Raw genomic sequence first — 15647 nt, forward strand, 5'->3', positions numbered from 1 at the left:
CCCTTCCCGCCTTTTCCAGTCCTGACGCAAACCTTACTGGGCGTCGTCGGAGCTGTCGTCATCCGAGCCGTTCGGGGAGACGGCGACGAAAAGCTGCTGTCCGTCACGCAGAATCCGCAGGAGCGGCGGCTGCTTGCGGCCCAGCGCGTCATGCACCTGCGCCACCACGGCCTTGGGCGACGGCGTCACATGATTGCCAACGGCCACGATGATATCGCCCGGACGGATACCGGACTGATCGGCCGGAGAGCCCTGCACGACATCGGCCACAACCGCGCCCTGCACGCTGTCATCCAGACCCAGTTCCTGACGCGCCCGCGGCGTCAGTGACGCGAGCGACACGCCCAGCTTGCCCGCGCCGGACTGTGCTGTATCGGTAGCATCGCCCGAAGCATGGTCCTGAGCGGAGAGATTGCCGACCGTGAAGTTCATGGTCATCGGCTTGCCGTCACGCAGCAGGCCCAGCGACGCAGCGGTTCCCGGTGCGATGGAGACAACCTTCACCGCCAGGTCGTGACCATTCTTGATCGGCTTGCCGTTCAGCGTAGTCACGACGTCACCGCTCTTGATCCCTGCCTTCTCGGCCGGGCTGCCCTTGGAGACGGACGCCACCAGCGTTCCGTGCGGGGGTGCGCCCGGCTCGGGGGACTGGAGGTTCAGGGCCTGCGCCATCGTGGGCGAGATGTCCTGCCCTTCGATACCGAGATAGCCGCGCGTGACATGACCGGTCTTTTCAAGCTGGCTCACGACGGATCTGACAGTGTCGGACGGGATGGCAAAGCCGATACCGATCGAGCCGCCACCATTGGGCGAGATGATCATGGAATTGATGCCCACGACCTTGCCGTCCTGCGTAAACAGCGGCCCACCCGAGTTGCCGTGATTGATGGGCGCATCGACCTGGATGAAATCGTTATAGGCGCCCGAATGCAGGTCACGACCCAGTGCGGAGACGATACCCGCCGTCACCGTGCCGCCCAGACCATAGGGGTTGCCCACGGCGATGACCCATTCGCCCGGCTGGACCTCGTCGGAATCGCCCAGTTCGATGAACGGCAGCTTGCCGGTCGGCTTGACGCGCAGGAGAGCAACGTCCGTCTTCGGGTCGCGGCCGATGATCTTGGCCGGCAGCGTCGTGCCGTCATCGAGCGTGACCGTCACCTTGGTCGCGCCATTCACGACGTGGTTGTTCGTCACGACATAGCCGTCAGCCGAAATGATGAATCCCGAGCCACGGGCTTCGACCGTACGGTTGGGCTGCTGCTGCGGCATCATCTGGAACGGGAAAGGAAACGGGAAAGGCATACCGCCCCCCTGTCCGCCGCCACCGCCCGGACCGTTTTCCTCTTCATCGGCCACATCCGCCTTGATGTGCGACGTGATGGACACGACGGCAGGCTTCACCTGCTTGACGAGATTGACGAAGTTGGGGAGCGTCTGAACGCCCGTCTGCGGCTTGATGGCCCCGCTGGCGGCGGTCGTGGCGCCCGCCTGAGGGGCGGCCGAGGGCGTATCCGCGAAAGCGAACGGAGCCGAAACCAGCATGGTGGTGGCAGCGAGGGCGGAGAGGGACGCGCGAAAACGTGAGGTCATGACAATCCCGACTGGTTACGAAAACATCGTGGCTATAGCGTTGAACTATGGACCCCGTTCCCGTTCCGCAAGCTGACCGCCGCGTGAAACATCCGTAAGTTCGTGACGGACTGTGAATTCAGGCGCCCGGAACGCTCTTTTGTGATGGGTTGCGGAGCCTGCGGAAAAAATCCTTCAGAAGCTCCGACGCCTCGCGTTCACAGACCCCGCCAATCACTTCCGGGCGGTGCAGACAGGACGGACGCTCGAAAATACGCGGCCCGTGCTCCACGCCCCCGCCCTTGGGATCATAGGCCCCGAACACCACGCGCCCGATCCGGAAATGCACGATCGCGGCGGCACACATCGGGCACGGCTCCAGCGTCACGACCAGCGTGCAATCCGTCAGGCGCGGGCTTTGCAGACGCGCGGCAGCCTCACGCATCGCCAGAAGCTCGGCATGGGCAGACGCGTCATGCGTGCCCTCCACATGATTGCGGGCCACCGCCAGAACGCTCCCATCTGGCGCAAGTACGACCGCACCCACCGGCACTTCCCCGCACGCCGCAGCTTCCCGCGCGGCCTGCAGCGCCGTCTGCATGGCCGGGCCGATATCCGTCTGAATCCTTGTCTGATCCTGAATCATGATGCGATGATGCGGCGCATGACCCTTCCCCGTCCATCCCCTTCACAGCGCGCGCCGCTGATCGGCCTGACGCTGGATCATGAACCCGGCGGCCCGGGGCAGTTCTCGCGCTATCCCTTCCATGCGCTGCGGGAAAACTACCTGACAGCCGTGAGCGATGCGGGCGGGATGCCGGTCTGTCTGGGTTACGGCTGCGATGCCGAAGCCCTGATGGCGCGGTTGGACGGGCTGATCGTCACAGGCGGCGCCTTCGACGTTGATCCGGCGCTCTATGGTGAAACACCCCATCCGCTGACCAGCCCGCGCCCATCCCGCACCGCCGCCGAACTGACCCTGCTGCGGGCTGCACTGGCGCAGGGCAAGCCGGTTCTGGGCATCTGTGGCGGAATGCAGCTTCTGGCCGTGCAGACCGGTGGCACGCTGATCCAGCACCTGCCGGAAGACCTGCAACACGAACAGCCCAACCCACGCCACGAACCGGGACATGACATCGACATCGTCCCCGGCACGAAACTCGCGCAGATCGTCGGGGCGGGCCGCATGAGCGTGAACTCCTCGCATCATCAGGCCGTGCGTGACCCCGGACGGGCCAAAATCTGCGCTTATGCGCCGGATGGCACCATCGAGGCGATCGAGCTTGATGGCCCCGGTTTCGCCATTGGCGTACAGTGGCACCCCGAATTCTCCCTCGACCCCGGCGACCGTCGCCTGTATGCGGCGCTTGTGGAGACTGCACGATGACCGACGACAAGACCGAAAACACCGCCCCCGAGATGCCCGAAATCCCTGACCTGCACGAGGATACTGCGCCTGAAACGGACGCAGCGGCCCCGAGAGGCGAGCGCATCGCCAAGGCGCTGGCCCGCGCCGGCGTGGCGAGCCGCCGCGATATCGAGCGCATGATCGAAGACGGACGCATCAAGCTGGGCGGACAGGTCGTCACGCATCCGGCGACTTTCGTGCAGCCGGGCGACATCATGCTGGTGGACGGCAAGCCCGTGGACTCTCCCGAGCGCACGCGCCTGTGGCGGTATCACAAGCCCGACGGCCTGATGACGACCCACAAGGACCCCGAAGGCCGCAAAACCGTGTTCGACACGCTGCCCGAAGGCCTGCCGCGCGTCATCAGCGTCGGGCGCCTCGATATCAATTCCGAAGGTCTGCTGCTGCTGACCAATGACGGCGAACTGGCCCGCCGCCTCGAACTTCCGGGCAATGCCTGGGTCCGCCGCTACCGCGTGCGTGTCTTTGGCGTGGTGGACGAAAAGCGTCTGGCCTCGCTGATCGACGGCTTCGAATATGAAGGCGTACGCTACGGCTCCATCGAGGCCGCGCTGGACTCCACGAAGGGCGACAATTCCTGGCTGACGGTCAGCCTGCGCGAAGGCAAGAACCGCGAGATCCGGCGCGTCATGGAAGGTCTGAACCTGCATGTCAGCCGCCTGATCCGCCTGTCCTACGGCCCGTTCCAGCTTGGCTCGCTGAAGGTGCGTGAACTGGAGGAAGTACCGGGCAAGACGCTGCGCGAGCAGGTGCCGGACCTTCCCGCCCCGAAACGCCACCGGACGCGCTGATCCATGCGGATTGTTGGAGGAGACAACAAAGGCCGCGCCCTGACTGCGCCGTCAGGAACCAGCACACGCCCCACATCGGACCGCACGCGACAGGCGATTTTCGACATGCTCGCCCACGCCCCCTGGTATGGACAGGACGAACTGGAACAGGCCCTCGTGCTGGACTGCTATGCCGGAACCGGGGCGCTGGGGCTTGAAGCCCTGTCCCGCGGCGCGCAGAAGGCCGCGTTCATCGAGCGCGACCGGAATGCACTGGCGGCCCTGCGCGCCAATCTGGACATCTGCAAGGCGCGGGACCGCTCCCGCGTGCTGAGTTGCAGCGTCACGCATCCGCCCAAGGCCACGGAACCCTACACGCTGGTTTTCCTCGACCCGCCCTATGGCAAGGGGCTGGTCGAATCGGGTCTGCGGGCGCTGGCGCGGACCGGCTGGCTGGTGGAAGGCGCGCTGATCGTGGCCGAGACGGGAGCCACGGAAGAATTCACGCCCATCGTGCCACCTTCCGAACACTTTATACCCACATTGACGCCAGAAATCCTCTGCGAACGTCGTTTCGGCGCCGCGAAGGTGACGATCTGGAGGCATTCCTCCACTTTTCCTTAATTTTCCCTCTGTATTCAGTACCCTGTCGGCTATAGTTCAGAGTGAATTTTACAAGCCGCTAATCCAGAAAACCGACGGGGTGACGAGACTTGGCCGCGTTCAGCCGATCGACCAGTACAGTGCGCAACATCGTCCGCGACGCGCATGACCGGCACATGACACCAAAACTGCGCAGTGCCCTGCGCGCACGCTGCATGGAGCTTCTCGGGCTTGTCCTGCTGATCTTTGCCGTGGCAGTCGGGATTGCCCTGTGGAGCTTCAATCCGCACGATCCGTCCTTCAACACCTCGACTGGCACGCAGCCGACGAACCTGCTGGGCCGGACGGGCGCGACCATTTCGGACGGACTGATCCAGTGGCTCGGCCTCGGCAGCGGCATGCCGATCGTCATCCTGCTGGCCTGGGCGTGGCGCATGGTCCGCCATCACGGCATGACCCTGCCGATCCTGCGGATCGTGGCCGCCCTCGCCCTTCTGCCCGCCAGCGCCACCTTCATCGGCACGCTCCAGCTTCTCATTCCCGGCCTTCAGGTCGCCTGGCCGACCGCCAGCGGTCTCGGCGGGGAAATGGGCGTCTCCTGCGCGCAGCGTCTGCTGGGGGCAGCCCATGCGGAAGCCGGGGCCGCCGGAAACGCGATTGCCGTCATTCTGGTCCTGCTGCTAATGGGCCTGCTACTGCCGCTTGCGATGGGTCTTGAAGCCCGCGAATGGCGCGCGCTGGGCCAGACGCTCATGCTTCTGGGCCGTCAGCCTTTCGCCATCGCAAAGCGCATGAACGGTCCGCAGACCTCTGACCGCCCTGCTCCGGACCCGCGGATGTACGAGTTCCAGCCGAGCCCCGCCGGTGGGGTTCCTGCAGCCGATGCCGCACCGTTGTCCTTCCTGCGCCGCAGCTTCGGCAAGAGCGATCCGCAGTCCCGTCCGGCGCCCTTCGTGCCCCAGAATACCGGCTGGATGCAGCCGCCCATGGAAACGCAGGACGATCCCTACAGCCAGCCGGCTGCCGAACGTCAGACCAGCAGGACGGAAGCCGCGGCTGATCGCGCCCGTCAGGCCCCGGTCCCGCAGGAAGAAGAGGCACCGTCCAACCCCTATGCCGAGCGTCTGGCGCAGATTGCCCGTCAGCGTGAAACGCCGCCGCCCGCGCTGCGTCGTCAGATGGACGATGAAATGGACGAGGACCTGCCGCAGAGCAGCATCGACACGCCACCCGAACCCGAACCGCAGAAGCGCGGCCTGTTCGGAATGCGCCGCCCGGAACGTCCGGCAGAACCCGTCCCGCCCCGCCCCGCCGCGGCACCCCGCAATGCCGTGGCGACGGGCTGGGAACTGCCGCCTCTCGCCCTGCTGAATCCGCCTCCGCCGCATGCCGTGACCGGCCCGTCGCAGGAGACATTGCAGTCCAATGCGCGACTTCTGGAGAGCGTTCTGGCCGATTATGGCGTGCAGGGCACGATCGGCGACATCCATGCCGGTCCGGTCGTCACACTGTATGAACTGGAGCCCGCACCGGGCATCCGCTCGTCCCGCGTGATCGGGCTTGCCGATGACGTGGCGCGCTCCCTTTCGGTGCTGAGCGTGCGTATCGCGACCGTGCCGGGACGGAATGTGATCGGTATCGAAGTCCCGAACGCCAAGCGCGAGACGGTCTATTTCTCCGAACTGCTGCGCACTCCGGAATGGCTGAACGGCACCGGACGTCTTCAGATCGCGCTCGGCAAGGATATTGCCGGTGTGCCGGTCTATACCGACCTCGCCAAAATGCCGCATCTGCTCGTCGCGGGTACGACGGGGTCGGGTAAGTCGGTGGGCGTGAATGCCATGATCCTGTCGCTGCTCTACCGGCTCAGCCCGGAAGAGTGCCGCCTGATCATGATCGATCCCAAGATCCTCGAACTGTCGATCTATGACGGGATTCCGCATCTGCTGACGCCGGTCGTGACCGAGCCTGCCAAGGCCGTCAGCGCGCTGAAATGGACCGTGCAGGAAATGGACCGCCGCTATCGCCTGATGGCGCAGCTTCAGGTCCGCAACATCAACGGCTACAACGAGCGCGTGAACCAGCTTCGCGCCACGGGTGAGATGGTCACCAAGCGGGTGCAGACCGGTTTCGATCCCGAGACAGGCCGCCCGGTATTCGACGAACAGCAGGTCGCGACGGAAAACCTGCCCTATATCGTCGTCGTCATCGACGAAATGGCCGACCTGATGATGGTCGCGGGCAAGGAAATCGAGACAGCCGTGCAGCGTCTGGCCCAGAAGGCCCGTGCGGCAGGCATTCACGTCATCATGGCGACACAGCGGCCCTCCGTTGACGTCATCACCGGCACGATCAAGGCCAACTTCCCGACCCGGATTTCCTTTCAGGTCATCAGCAAGTTCGACAGCCGCACCATCCTTCAGGAACAGGGCGCCGAACAGCTTCTGGGTCAGGGTGACATGCTGTTCATGCAGGGTGGCGGGCGCATCACGCGTGTCCACGGCCCGTTCGTGGCCGACGATGAAGTCGAGGCCGTGGTGGCGGATCTGCGCTCCAAGGGCGACCCCATCTACAACGACGACGTGGTGTCCGGACAGGATGACGACAGCGCGGGCGGCCTGACGGCCGGGTCCGGCTCGGGCGGTGATGGAGAAGGCAGCCTGTTCGATCAGGCGGTAGACATCGTAATGCGTGAAGGCCGGGCCTCCACCAGCTTTATCCAGCGCCATCTCTCCATTGGATATAACCGCGCGGCCAAGCTGATCGACCAGATGGAAAAGGAAGGCATCATCGGTGCCGCAAACCATGTGGGCAAACGCGAGATCCTTGTCCGCCGCAAGGAAGAACATGAAGACTGACCGGAAAGACCGGATCCGACGTGCAAAAGCCGCACGCAGTTCACACAAACCCCGCCGCATGCCGGAACAGGCGGCATCCGACGCTCCGGAAGGGCCGCGCACGCCGTTCCATCCCGGGATGGACATTCCCATCCTGTTGGAAACACCGCGTTTCCTGATTCTGGACAAGCCGGTCGGTCTGGCCGTTCATCCCGGCCCCTCCACGCAGGATTCCGTTGAAACACGGCTGGTCTCGCATCCGCGTGGGGGGCCATGGCTGGTGCATCGGCTGGATGCGGATACATCCGGCTGTCTGCTGATTGCACGACGCAAGACGGCGCTGATCGAGGCACAGAAGGCGTTTCAGGAGCGGCAGGTCCGCAAGCTGTACTGGGCCGTCGTCGTGGGGGATCTTCCGCAGGACAGTGGTGAGATCAATGCGCCACTTCTGCGTCGGTCTGACGCCTCGGGCTGGCATATGGTCGTGGACCCGAAAGGTGATGAAGCCCGGACGCGCTGGCGGGTTCTGGGACGTAGCAGGGGTCTGTGCTGGGTGGAGCTGGAACTGCTCACGGGGCGGACGCATCAGGCGCGCATCCATTGCGCGGCACTGGGCACGCCGATCCTTGGCGACCCGGTTTATGGCACCCCTGCTCCGAAACATTCAAATATGCCCGGACTGCATCTTCTGGCGCGCAGTCTGGAGCTGAACCTGCCATCCGACACGCTCAGCGCGCAGGCGCCTCCCCCAGAGTTCATGGCGAAGACGCTGCGTGCGATGGGCTGTGAAAGTGCGGCTCAGTCCTGAACGAGTTTCAGGGTTCCGACCACACTGCGGACGATGATGTGATCGCGGCCATCGCCAACCTTGCCGGTCGCCGTGATTGTCCGGACGTCTTCTGAACTGCCCGATTCTTTCTTCCAGTCCCCGAGCTGCACCGTAAGGCCAAGGGACTGCTGAAGCGGGAGCGTCGTGTCCGAGCGGCGCTGTTTCAGGTGGATGTCGAATGTTCCGCCGAAGCCGGGCGGCAGGTTCAGGGTCATGTCGCCACTGACCGTGCCGATATCGACCGTGCGCATCTGGGGCGTGGCCTCCAGCGTGAGGGTCGTACCCCCGCTGACGCTGCGGATCAGGACATCGCGCGCTGCGTGCTCGAGTGTACTATGGCCGCTCATGGTGCGGATGGACACGGCCTGATCGGAATGCTCCAGGGTTACGTCACCGCTCGCAGTGTGGAGTTCGACCGTGCCCGCGGCATGATCCACGTCCAGCGTACCGCTGACGGTATGGACAGCGAGCGGGCCTCTGGACTGCGTGACATGGATGTCGCCGCTGACAGTCCGGACAGACAGGCCGCCATCTGATGTCCCGATGCTGACGTCTCCGCTGACCGTGGAAATCTTCCCGCCTTCGGGCAGGGCAGAGAGGGAAATGTCATCGGAAATCGAGGACTGGTTCAGCGGTGCGGCACAGGCCGGAAAGACCAGTGCGGTTCCGAAGGCAAGAACAGGAAGGGAGAGCGTGAAACGGTTCATGGTGGGAGGCCTTTCTGACTTCAGAACTGTGCGGAGGCGACAGGGCGGTTGAGGAGCGCGGCATGAACGCCGCGCGCAATCGCCCAGGCTGTGAGAATCCCCCAGGCCAGTGTCAGTCCCCACGGCACCACCATGAACACCAGTCCCAGACCGCCCGTAATGGCGCCCAGCCCTGTCACCATGAGATGGATCATCCCGATGACCGTCAGGGCCAGTGCGCCGTACCAGAACATCCGCACCTGCCAGTCCAGTTGCGCGCGCTTCAGACCCATGGCGTACCGGCGGCTTCTATGCGCGATGATGACCCCGACCAGGGCTGTCACGCCGGTAAAGAAACCGGCCACGTACAGGGCATAAACCAGCAGGACCAGATCGCGCCCGGTATCGGCATCGCCTCCGCGACCATGATGCCGGGCGGGTTCATAAGGGGCGTAGGATGCATACATGAGGGAAAACTCCTCTGAGGAAAACTCAACAGCAACCTTGATGCATGAACCGTGCCAGAACATGATTTCCTTCGATTCTGGCGTAGATAATAGATCTGAAACATCCGGAAATGGCGGATTACGCCAGTTCGCGAACACCTTTCATTCTGCCAGCACCCGGAAGCGCTCCGGCAGCGGGCCACGCCCGGCGAGGAAACCGCGCAGGCCCAGAACCAGCGACACCAGCATAACAATATTCCACAGTACAAAAATCCCGATCGGCAGCAGAAAAATAAGCTGCCCAGGGCCGGAGCTTCCCGGCGGCTCGGTCATGAAGCAGGCGAGGAACAGGGCTGCCGAGCCGATGATGAAGGCTACGTCATACCAGAACAGGCGCACCAGCCAGTTCAGATGCGCCCGCTCCATTCCGACGCTCGATCTCCGCAGCAGATACGCAATAATAACTCCCGCGAGAAGGCTGATACCGGTGAAGAACCGGGCGATATAGAGCGCGTAGACGAGAAGGACGCCGCCTCTGCCCACACCACGGCTGAAGTCACGGGAGGATGGGGAAAATTCGCTCAAGCGCGTTTCCTTACAGAAGGTTTACATGAAAACGCCCGGCTGAGAGGCCGGGCGCATGGTCACTCGATGGTGATGCCCGGAAGATGTCTAGCGGCCCAGCTTGCGGAGCTTCACGCCGGACATGAGCCGTTTTTCGATGACAGCGAGAGACATGCCGCGGGTTTCGGGCACGAAAAGAATGGTCAGCAGCAGGAACAGGGCGTTCAGCCCTGCGAACAGCCAGAAGGTGCCAGCCGTACCGAAAGTTTCCATCAGGGTCAGGAAACTGACGCCGACGAGAAGATTTGTCATCCAGTTGGTGAAGGTGGAGATGGCAATCCCGAAATCGCGGCCGCCCAGCGGCTGGATTTCCGAACACAGAACCCACATCAGCGGACCCGCCGACATGGCGAACCCGGCGCAGAAGATCATCAGCAGGAAGACAGCCGCGATCTGTGAAGACTGCGTGGTCATGCCCGTCTGGAGCAGCATGGCCAGCACGCCCATGCCAAGCGCCATGACCGTAAAGCCGGCATAGAGGATCGGTTTGCGACCCCAGCGATCGACGAGGCCCAGCGCCACGAAGGTCGCGAGCATGTTCACCAGGCCAATGATGGCCGTACACCACATCTGGGACTGTGCATCGAAATGCGCGGCCGCAAGGATGTTGGGCGCGTAATACATGACGATATTGATGCCCGCGAGCTGCTGCATCATCTGGAGCATCACGCCCAGCGCCACAGAGCGGCGGAAGTTGGAGTTGCTCAGGAAGAGTTTGAAGCCTTCCTGTTTCGTCTCAAGCTGCTCGCGGATGGCGCGGATTTCCTTGGCGGCTTCCAGCGGATCATTCCGCAGGTCCAGCAGGATCTGCCGGGCCTCCTTGTGCCGCCCCTGTGCCATAAGCCAGCGCGGGCTGTAGGGCAGGAACAGGACGCCGATCAGGAACAGCACGGCCGGGATGCCGGCGACGCCAAACATCCAGCGCCAGTTGCCGCTATAGGAGAAATAGGTGTCCGACAGGAACGCAATGAAGATGCCGACCGTCACCATAAGCTGATAGGTCGAGACCATCGCCCCGCGCGCGTCCTCGCTGGCGATTTCGGACAGATAGAGCGGGGCCGTGAAAGCGGAAATGCCGACCGCGATACCCATGACGACGCGGAAGGAAATCATGGAGGCGACGGACCAGCTCATCGCACAGCCGATCGTCCCGACCACGAAGATCGCACCGCCCACGATCAGGGAATGCTTGCGGCCGAGCGCCTTGGACATCCAGCCCGCACTCAGCGCACCCGCTGCTGCCCCCGCCATCATGGAACTGACGACCCATTCCAGCGCGATGGTGGAGGCGTGGTATTCCTTGCCAAAAAGATCCAGCGCGCCGGCCACAACACCAATATCAAGCCCGGACATGAGACCTGCCAGCGCTGCAATCACGCCAATGACGACGATCTTGAAACGGGTGGCATCGAAAATGGATGTATTGCTGTCATCCTGTGGCGAAATGGTCCCTGTCGTTCCGACCTGATCATTCATATTGTGGTGCGTTCCTTTCACTCAGTCATAAAATGACATCAATCTGTCAGCCGGATGTCATATCCGTAATCTATAACACAAATCCGTTTATTGCGGGAGGGCAGAGCGGATTTCGCCGACCGTGAACCCGTTCCAGTTCCGCAGGGTCTGAACGGCTGTCGCGTCCAGAATGTCGCGATCTGCTGCATCCCTGCACAGGGTTTCGCCGCCAAAGCGACGCATCAGGGCGGACATCGCAACCTCCGCAGCGCGGTTGGCGCCGTCATCCGTCTTGATGGCCAGACCCAGTCCCAGTTCGGGCAGGGAGGCGATCATCACGCCTTCCGCGCCCATCTTCACGAAGGCCCTTGTGCCGAAGCGATCCATGATCTTCGTGTCGTAGCGTCCCGTCCCGGCGACCATGAACGGATTGGCCGCCACGGCCTCCCGAAGGCGTGTGGCCGCACGGAAACGCCCTTCGGACAGCCCGGTTCCCGCGCCAAATCTTGCAAAACCTTTCGCCAGCGCCTTCAGCGGCACGGCATAAGTCGGCATGGAGCAGCCATCCATGCCGCGATTGCTGTCGTCATGCGGCGTATCCATCATCGCGGCGAGCACATCCGTCACGCGTCGCTGGATCTCATGGGAGGGATCGATATAGCCCGACGGATCAATCCCCTGATCGCAGGACAGGCACACCATGCCCGCGTGCTTGCCCGAGCAGTTGTTATGCAGCGGGCAGGCGTTCTGATGCGCGGCGGCCAGTGCGCGGCCTGCGGGTTCATAGGTCGGCCAGTGCGTTCCACATTCCAGCGCCGTCACATCGCGACCAACAGCGGCGAGCATCTTGGCGGCCATTTCGGCATGGACCTTCTCACCACCATGCGAGGCGCAGGCGAGTGCCAGCGCATCCGGGGTCAGGCCGAGACGGTCGGCAGCGCCACTCTCCACCAGTTCGATCGCCAGCAGGGATTTGACGGTCGAGCGCGGGAAGACGGCGGCGTCCACATCCCCGCAGGACCAGACCACGCCACCATCGGCATCCACGACGACCGCCCGGCCCAGATGATGGGACTCGACCCGTCCGCCGCGCGTGACCTCGGCCAGAAGGCCCGACTGTGCTGCCATTTGATTGCTCCCCTGTTTCTGATGATGTCTGTCATGACGGTTCCGGGCCGAGCACATAGCACGGACGGCCCTCCTGGCGATCCGCTGTCAGCCAGGGCTGGATCAGGCGTCGCCGGACGCGGACCACGCCCATGTCATCGACGGCCGAAACATGCGCCAGATCTTCCGCAAGATGCGCCGCCGTACGGAACATGAGCCCGTCCGCCAGCGGCAGACCCTCGTCCACGAAGCTCCGGGCCGTAGCGGCATCCGTCAGATGATAGACGAACGCCTCGCCTGCGGGTGGGCGAAAGCCGACGGGGCTCAGGAAGCTGGCCTCCACATCCGCAGCCGCAAGCTGGGTGGGCGGAGGCGTCCAGCCGAGCAGGTCGGGCTGTTCCGGCGGGGCGGCAGATCTGCGGGCGGGAGCGGTCTCGGGGCGTTCGCGGCGGGATTTCGGCAGATGCTCGAACAGGGAGGCCGACGACGGGAAACGGCGGCGTCCCATCCGTTTCAGCCTGCCGCGGTTTTCGGACGCCGCACCGGCATGACACCCGCCTTCTGGCAGGACGCGCACAGGCCCTCGATTTCTACGGTGGCGGCTTCAGCGCGGAACCCCATGCCCTGGGCGGCGCGGGTCAGAACCGGGGCGATGGCCTCCTGCTCCAGTTCCCAGGCCCGGTCGCAGCCGCGACAGATCAGGAACTGCGCGCGGTGCATCCCGCCTGCGTCATGATGGGTGCAGCCATGCGGACATTCCACGGCATGCGAACAGCCAACAAAGGCGCTCAGCCGCTCCAGACGGTGGATCAGGCTGTGTTCCAGCAGGAAATCCAGTGCCCGGTAAACCGTGGGGGGAGCCGCTTTCGGATGGGCGGGGCGCAGTCTGGCCAGAAGGTCATAGGCCCCGGACGGTTTCTCGCTGGACAGGATCAGGCCCAGCACCTGCCGCCGCGTCTCCGTCAGGCGCTGTCCGTTGCGCTGGCACCATTCGGCCGTACGATCGAGGCGTTGGGTGACCTCGGGCGAAAAGGTCAGGGCGTCAGCGATGGCAGAAGAATCCGGCATAACCGTCAATATGGCATCCCGATCGCGCTTTGCCGAGAGAGGCTGGAGCAAACAGCGTCAGGTTGCGAACTGTCGCACCAGATCGCGGATCACGAGCGGATCGGTTTCCAGCATGACCTGCCGCCGCAACTGGTCGCAGTCTTCGAGCGTCAGGGTGCGGATCAGGCGCTTCACGCGCGGCAGGGACGCGGAGTTCATGGAAAAGGACCGCAGGCCCAGACCGATCAGCAGACCCACCACCCGGGGATCCGACGCCATTTCACCACAGACCGAAATCGGACGACGTGCCCGCAGCGCCGAATCCGCCGCCGCCGCGATCAGCCTCAGCACACCGGGATGAAGGGGGCTGTAGCGATCCGCCACCATGGAATCCGCACGGTCCACGGCGAGCGTGTACATCGTCAGGTCATTGGTGCCGAGCGCCATGAAATCCGCATGTCTGGCCAGCGTATCGACCGTGAGCGCCGCCGCCGGCGTCTCGACCATGATCCCCAGAGGCGGCAGCGGATCGGGAAGCGTGTGCCCCTTGCGTTTCAGACGCCGCGCCACCTTGTCGTAAATCTCGCGGGCGTCCACGATCTCGTCCGAAGACGTGACCATCGGCAGCAGAATCCGCACCCGGCCGGGAGGAACGCCCTCTTCAGGCTCGGCAGCCCGCAGAATGGCGGCGAACTGCGTTTCCAGAACGTCCGGCACCCGCAGCAGAAGCCGTACGCCGCGCAGGCCCAGCGCGGGGTTGTCGCCATCCGCGACCTGCTCCGCCAGACCCAGACGCCGCATGCAGGCCCGGCCCTTCTCCCCGCCCCAGTCCAGAACGCGGATCGTGACGGGACGGCCCTCCATGGCCTGAACGATGGCACGATAGGCGGCCGTCTGGCCGTCTTCGTCCGGCAGGTCCTCGCGCTCGCCGAACAGGAACTCGCTGCGCAGCAGGCCGATGCCCTTGGCGCCATTGCGCAGCAGCATCGGCATTTCCGCCGGGAGTTCCAGATTGGCGGACAGTTCGATCTGCTCGCCGCTCTGAAGCTGGGCCGGCAGACGCTTGAGCCGCCCGAAAGCCCGCTTTTCCTTCACTTCCCGCTGCGCCGCTTCCGCCGCCAGACGCAGTTCGGTCTCGTTCGGCGAGAGCGTAACGGTCCCCAGATGGCCGTCCACGACCAGCATTTCGCCTTCCTGAACCTGCGCCATGAGGTTGGGCACCGCGAGGATGGCGGGAATGTCGAGGGCGCGCAGGAGGATCGCAGTGTGGTCCGCACCGCCACCACCCTGCGTGACGACTGCCGCAATCCGGGCGGGATCGATCATCGCCACATCCGCCGGGCGGAGCTGCTCGGCGACCAGGACCGAGCCCGGCGGCAGGCTGGAAAACGCCCGGTAGGAAATACCGGTCAGGTTCCGCACCAGACGGCGGCCAATTTCCTCAAACTCTCCCGCCAGACGCAGATTGGCGTCAGCTTCCTGCGTATTGTTCTCGCGCGCCACGGCCTGCGCCATGCGCGAGACCTGCAACGCCAGTTCCTGCGTGACTTCCGAAACCGCAGCCTCGGCACAGAGTCCGTCATCCGCGATCCGGCTGCGCACCTGACGCACCAGCCGCGATGGGCCGAGCATCCGCTCATAAACCGTCAGGAGGGAGGCGATCTCCGCGCGGCCTTCTTCCGGCAGACCGACCAGCCGGTCCCGCATCTTTTCGATCTGGTGAAGCGCGCGGGCGATCGCCTCGTCCAGCCGGACGCCCTCGGCTTCCGGCCCGATCGCGCTGTAGCGCTCGGTAATGTCGGGAAGGGGAAGTTCCTCGACACGCCCGGCAGGGCCAAGCCCCATGCCAGGCGTGATGGCCTTGCCCTGAAGGAAAACGCCGGAACGCGGGCTGCGGCGGGAGGAGCGGGCGGAACGGCTGCGGGACGATCGTGAGGCCGGTTCAGTCACGCTCGCCGAACCCGTCCGCGATCAGGGCCTCAAGGGCGTCCAGAGCCTCTGCGGCCTGTGGTCCGTGGGCACGGAGCGTGACGGTCTGGCCTTCGCCCGCGCCCAGCATCATCAGCCCCATGATCGAAAGGGCCGAGACGACATTGGAGCCATGGGCGATCGTGGTCTCGGCGTCAAAACGCTCGGCCGTGGTCACGATTTTTGCGGCGGGGCGGGCGTGAAGGCCCAGATGATTGACGATGGTGACGGTGCGGGGCGCAACGGTAGCGGAAGAAAGGGTCGTATCGCTCAT

At 64.2% G+C, this 15647-nt stretch carries 16 protein-coding genes; 5 read left to right on the plus strand and 11 right to left on the minus strand.

Going from position 1 to position 15647, the window contains the following annotated elements; all coding sequences use genetic code 11:
• Positions 1-33: 33 nt before the first annotated feature.
• Both ABF859_RS07855 and ABF859_RS07860 read right to left on the minus strand, forming a co-directional pair.
• A complete protein-coding gene (locus tag ABF859_RS07855) occupies positions 34-1593 on the minus strand; it encodes a Do family serine endopeptidase (RefSeq protein ID WP_415527214.1) in 1560 nt (519 codons plus the stop codon).
• A 118-nt stretch (positions 1594-1711) separates the two neighbouring features.
• Entirely contained in the window at positions 1712-2173 is a 462-nt protein-coding gene (locus ABF859_RS07860; protein WP_415527215.1) for a nucleoside deaminase, read from the minus strand.
• Positions 2174-2224: 51 nt separating this feature from the next.
• Here ABF859_RS07860 and ABF859_RS07865 point away from each other — a divergent pair, with 51 nt between their 5' ends.
• The 5 genes from ABF859_RS07865 (at position 2225) to ABF859_RS07885 (ending at position 8019) form a co-directional block, all read left to right on the plus strand.
• On the plus strand, positions 2225-2959 hold the full coding sequence (locus ABF859_RS07865; RefSeq protein ID WP_415527216.1) for a gamma-glutamyl-gamma-aminobutyrate hydrolase family protein: 735 nt from the start codon (positions 2225-2227) through the stop codon (positions 2957-2959).
• A gap of 32 nt (positions 2960-2991) precedes the next feature.
• Positions 2992-3792: a pseudouridine synthase gene (locus tag ABF859_RS07870; protein ID WP_415527285.1), complete on the plus strand. Its 801-nt coding sequence runs from the start codon at positions 2992-2994 to the stop codon at positions 3790-3792.
• Positions 3793-3795: 3 nt separating this feature from the next.
• A complete protein-coding gene (gene rsmD, locus ABF859_RS07875; protein ID WP_415527217.1) occupies positions 3796-4395 on the plus strand; it encodes a 16S rRNA (guanine(966)-N(2))-methyltransferase RsmD in 600 nt (199 codons plus the stop codon).
• 119 nt (positions 4396-4514) lie between these two features.
• The gene (locus tag ABF859_RS07880; RefSeq protein ID WP_415527286.1) at positions 4515-7232 is read left to right on the plus strand and encodes a DNA translocase FtsK; all 2718 of its coding nucleotides are present in this window, start codon (positions 4515-4517) and stop codon (positions 7230-7232) included.
• Positions 7222-8019 (plus strand): RluA family pseudouridine synthase, encoded by a 798-nt coding sequence (locus ABF859_RS07885; protein WP_415527218.1) that lies wholly within the window; start codon positions 7222-7224, stop codon positions 8017-8019. The genes ABF859_RS07880 and ABF859_RS07885 overlap by 11 nt, the downstream gene beginning before the upstream one ends.
• On the opposite strand, the gene ABF859_RS07890 is transcribed toward ABF859_RS07885, so the two are convergent.
• The 9 genes from ABF859_RS07890 to ABF859_RS07930 form a co-directional block, all read right to left on the minus strand.
• A complete protein-coding gene (locus tag ABF859_RS07890) occupies positions 8010-8747 on the minus strand; it encodes a DUF4097 family beta strand repeat-containing protein (RefSeq protein ID WP_415527219.1) in 738 nt (245 codons plus the stop codon). The genes ABF859_RS07885 and ABF859_RS07890 overlap by 10 nt on opposite strands.
• A 20-nt stretch (positions 8748-8767) precedes the next feature.
• On the minus strand, positions 8768-9193 hold the full coding sequence (locus ABF859_RS07895) for a hypothetical protein (protein ID WP_415527220.1): 426 nt from the start codon (positions 9191-9193) through the stop codon (positions 8768-8770).
• A 141-nt stretch (positions 9194-9334) separates the two neighbouring features.
• Positions 9335-9757, minus strand: a complete 423-nt coding sequence (locus tag ABF859_RS07900) for a hypothetical protein (RefSeq protein ID WP_415527221.1) — start codon at positions 9755-9757, stop codon at positions 9335-9337.
• An 87-nt stretch (positions 9758-9844) separates the two neighbouring features.
• Positions 9845-11272: a sugar porter family MFS transporter gene (locus ABF859_RS07905; RefSeq protein ID WP_415527222.1), complete on the minus strand. Its 1428-nt coding sequence runs from the start codon at positions 11270-11272 to the stop codon at positions 9845-9847.
• Positions 11273-11359: 87 nt separating this feature from the next.
• Positions 11360-12379 carry an asparaginase gene (locus ABF859_RS07910; protein WP_415527223.1) on the minus strand — a complete coding sequence of 340 codons (1020 nt, stop codon included), beginning with the start codon at positions 12377-12379 and terminating at the stop codon, positions 11360-11362.
• A 31-nt stretch (positions 12380-12410) separates the two neighbouring features.
• Positions 12411-12866: a hypothetical protein gene (locus ABF859_RS07915; protein ID WP_415527224.1), complete on the minus strand. Its 456-nt coding sequence runs from the start codon at positions 12864-12866 to the stop codon at positions 12411-12413.
• A 5-nt stretch (positions 12867-12871) separates the two neighbouring features.
• Entirely contained in the window at positions 12872-13426 is a 555-nt protein-coding gene (locus ABF859_RS07920) for a Fur family transcriptional regulator (protein WP_415527225.1), read from the minus strand.
• A gap of 57 nt (positions 13427-13483) precedes the next feature.
• Positions 13484-15355, minus strand: coding sequence for a phosphoenolpyruvate--protein phosphotransferase (ptsP, locus tag ABF859_RS07925; protein ID WP_415527226.1), 1872 nt, complete (start codon positions 15353-15355; stop codon positions 13484-13486).
• Positions 15348-15647, minus strand: a complete 300-nt coding sequence (locus tag ABF859_RS07930) for an HPr family phosphocarrier protein (RefSeq protein ID WP_408872624.1) — start codon at positions 15645-15647, stop codon at positions 15348-15350. Before ABF859_RS07930 ends, ptsP begins: the two co-directional genes overlap by 8 nt.

The organism is Gluconobacter sp., assembly GCF_047722525.1.
GTDB lineage: Bacteria > Pseudomonadota > Alphaproteobacteria > Acetobacterales > Acetobacteraceae > Gluconobacter.

What these genes read in the sequence shown, in the direction of transcription:
- ABF859_RS07855 (WP_415527214.1), bottom strand. Translation starts at nt 1,593, where the DNA reads ATGACCTCACGTTTTCGCGCGTCCCTCTCCGCCCTCGCTGCCACCACC.
- ABF859_RS07860 (WP_415527215.1), bottom strand. Translation starts at nt 2,173, where the DNA reads ATGCAGACGGCGCTGCAGGCCGCGCGGGAAGCTGCGGCGTGCGGGGAA.
- ABF859_RS07865 (WP_415527216.1), top strand. Translation starts at nt 2,225, where the DNA reads ATGATGCGGCGCATGACCCTTCCCCGTCCATCCCCTTCACAGCGCGCG.
- ABF859_RS07870 (WP_415527285.1), top strand. Translation starts at nt 2,992, where the DNA reads ATGCCCGAAATCCCTGACCTGCACGAGGATACTGCGCCTGAAACGGAC.
- rsmD (WP_415527217.1), top strand. Translation starts at nt 3,796, where the DNA reads ATGCGGATTGTTGGAGGAGACAACAAAGGCCGCGCCCTGACTGCGCCG.
- ABF859_RS07885 (WP_415527218.1), top strand. Translation starts at nt 7,222, where the DNA reads ATGAAGACTGACCGGAAAGACCGGATCCGACGTGCAAAAGCCGCACGC.
- ABF859_RS07890 (WP_415527219.1), bottom strand. Translation starts at nt 8,747, where the DNA reads ATGAACCGTTTCACGCTCTCCCTTCCTGTTCTTGCCTTCGGAACCGCA.
- ABF859_RS07895 (WP_415527220.1), bottom strand. Translation starts at nt 9,193, where the DNA reads ATGTATGCATCCTACGCCCCTTATGAACCCGCCCGGCATCATGGTCGC.
- ABF859_RS07905 (WP_415527222.1), bottom strand. Translation starts at nt 11,272, where the DNA reads ATGAATGATCAGGTCGGAACGACAGGGACCATTTCGCCACAGGATGAC.
- ABF859_RS07910 (WP_415527223.1), bottom strand. Translation starts at nt 12,379, where the DNA reads ATGGCAGCACAGTCGGGCCTTCTGGCCGAGGTCACGCGCGGCGGACGG.
- ABF859_RS07915 (WP_415527224.1), bottom strand. Translation starts at nt 12,866, where the DNA reads ATGGGACGCCGCCGTTTCCCGTCGTCGGCCTCCCTGTTCGAGCATCTG.
- ABF859_RS07920 (WP_415527225.1), bottom strand. Translation starts at nt 13,426, where the DNA reads ATGCCGGATTCTTCTGCCATCGCTGACGCCCTGACCTTTTCGCCCGAG.
- ABF859_RS07930 (WP_408872624.1), bottom strand. Translation starts at nt 15,647, where the DNA reads ATGAGCGATACGACCCTTTCTTCCGCTACCGTTGCGCCCCGCACCGTC.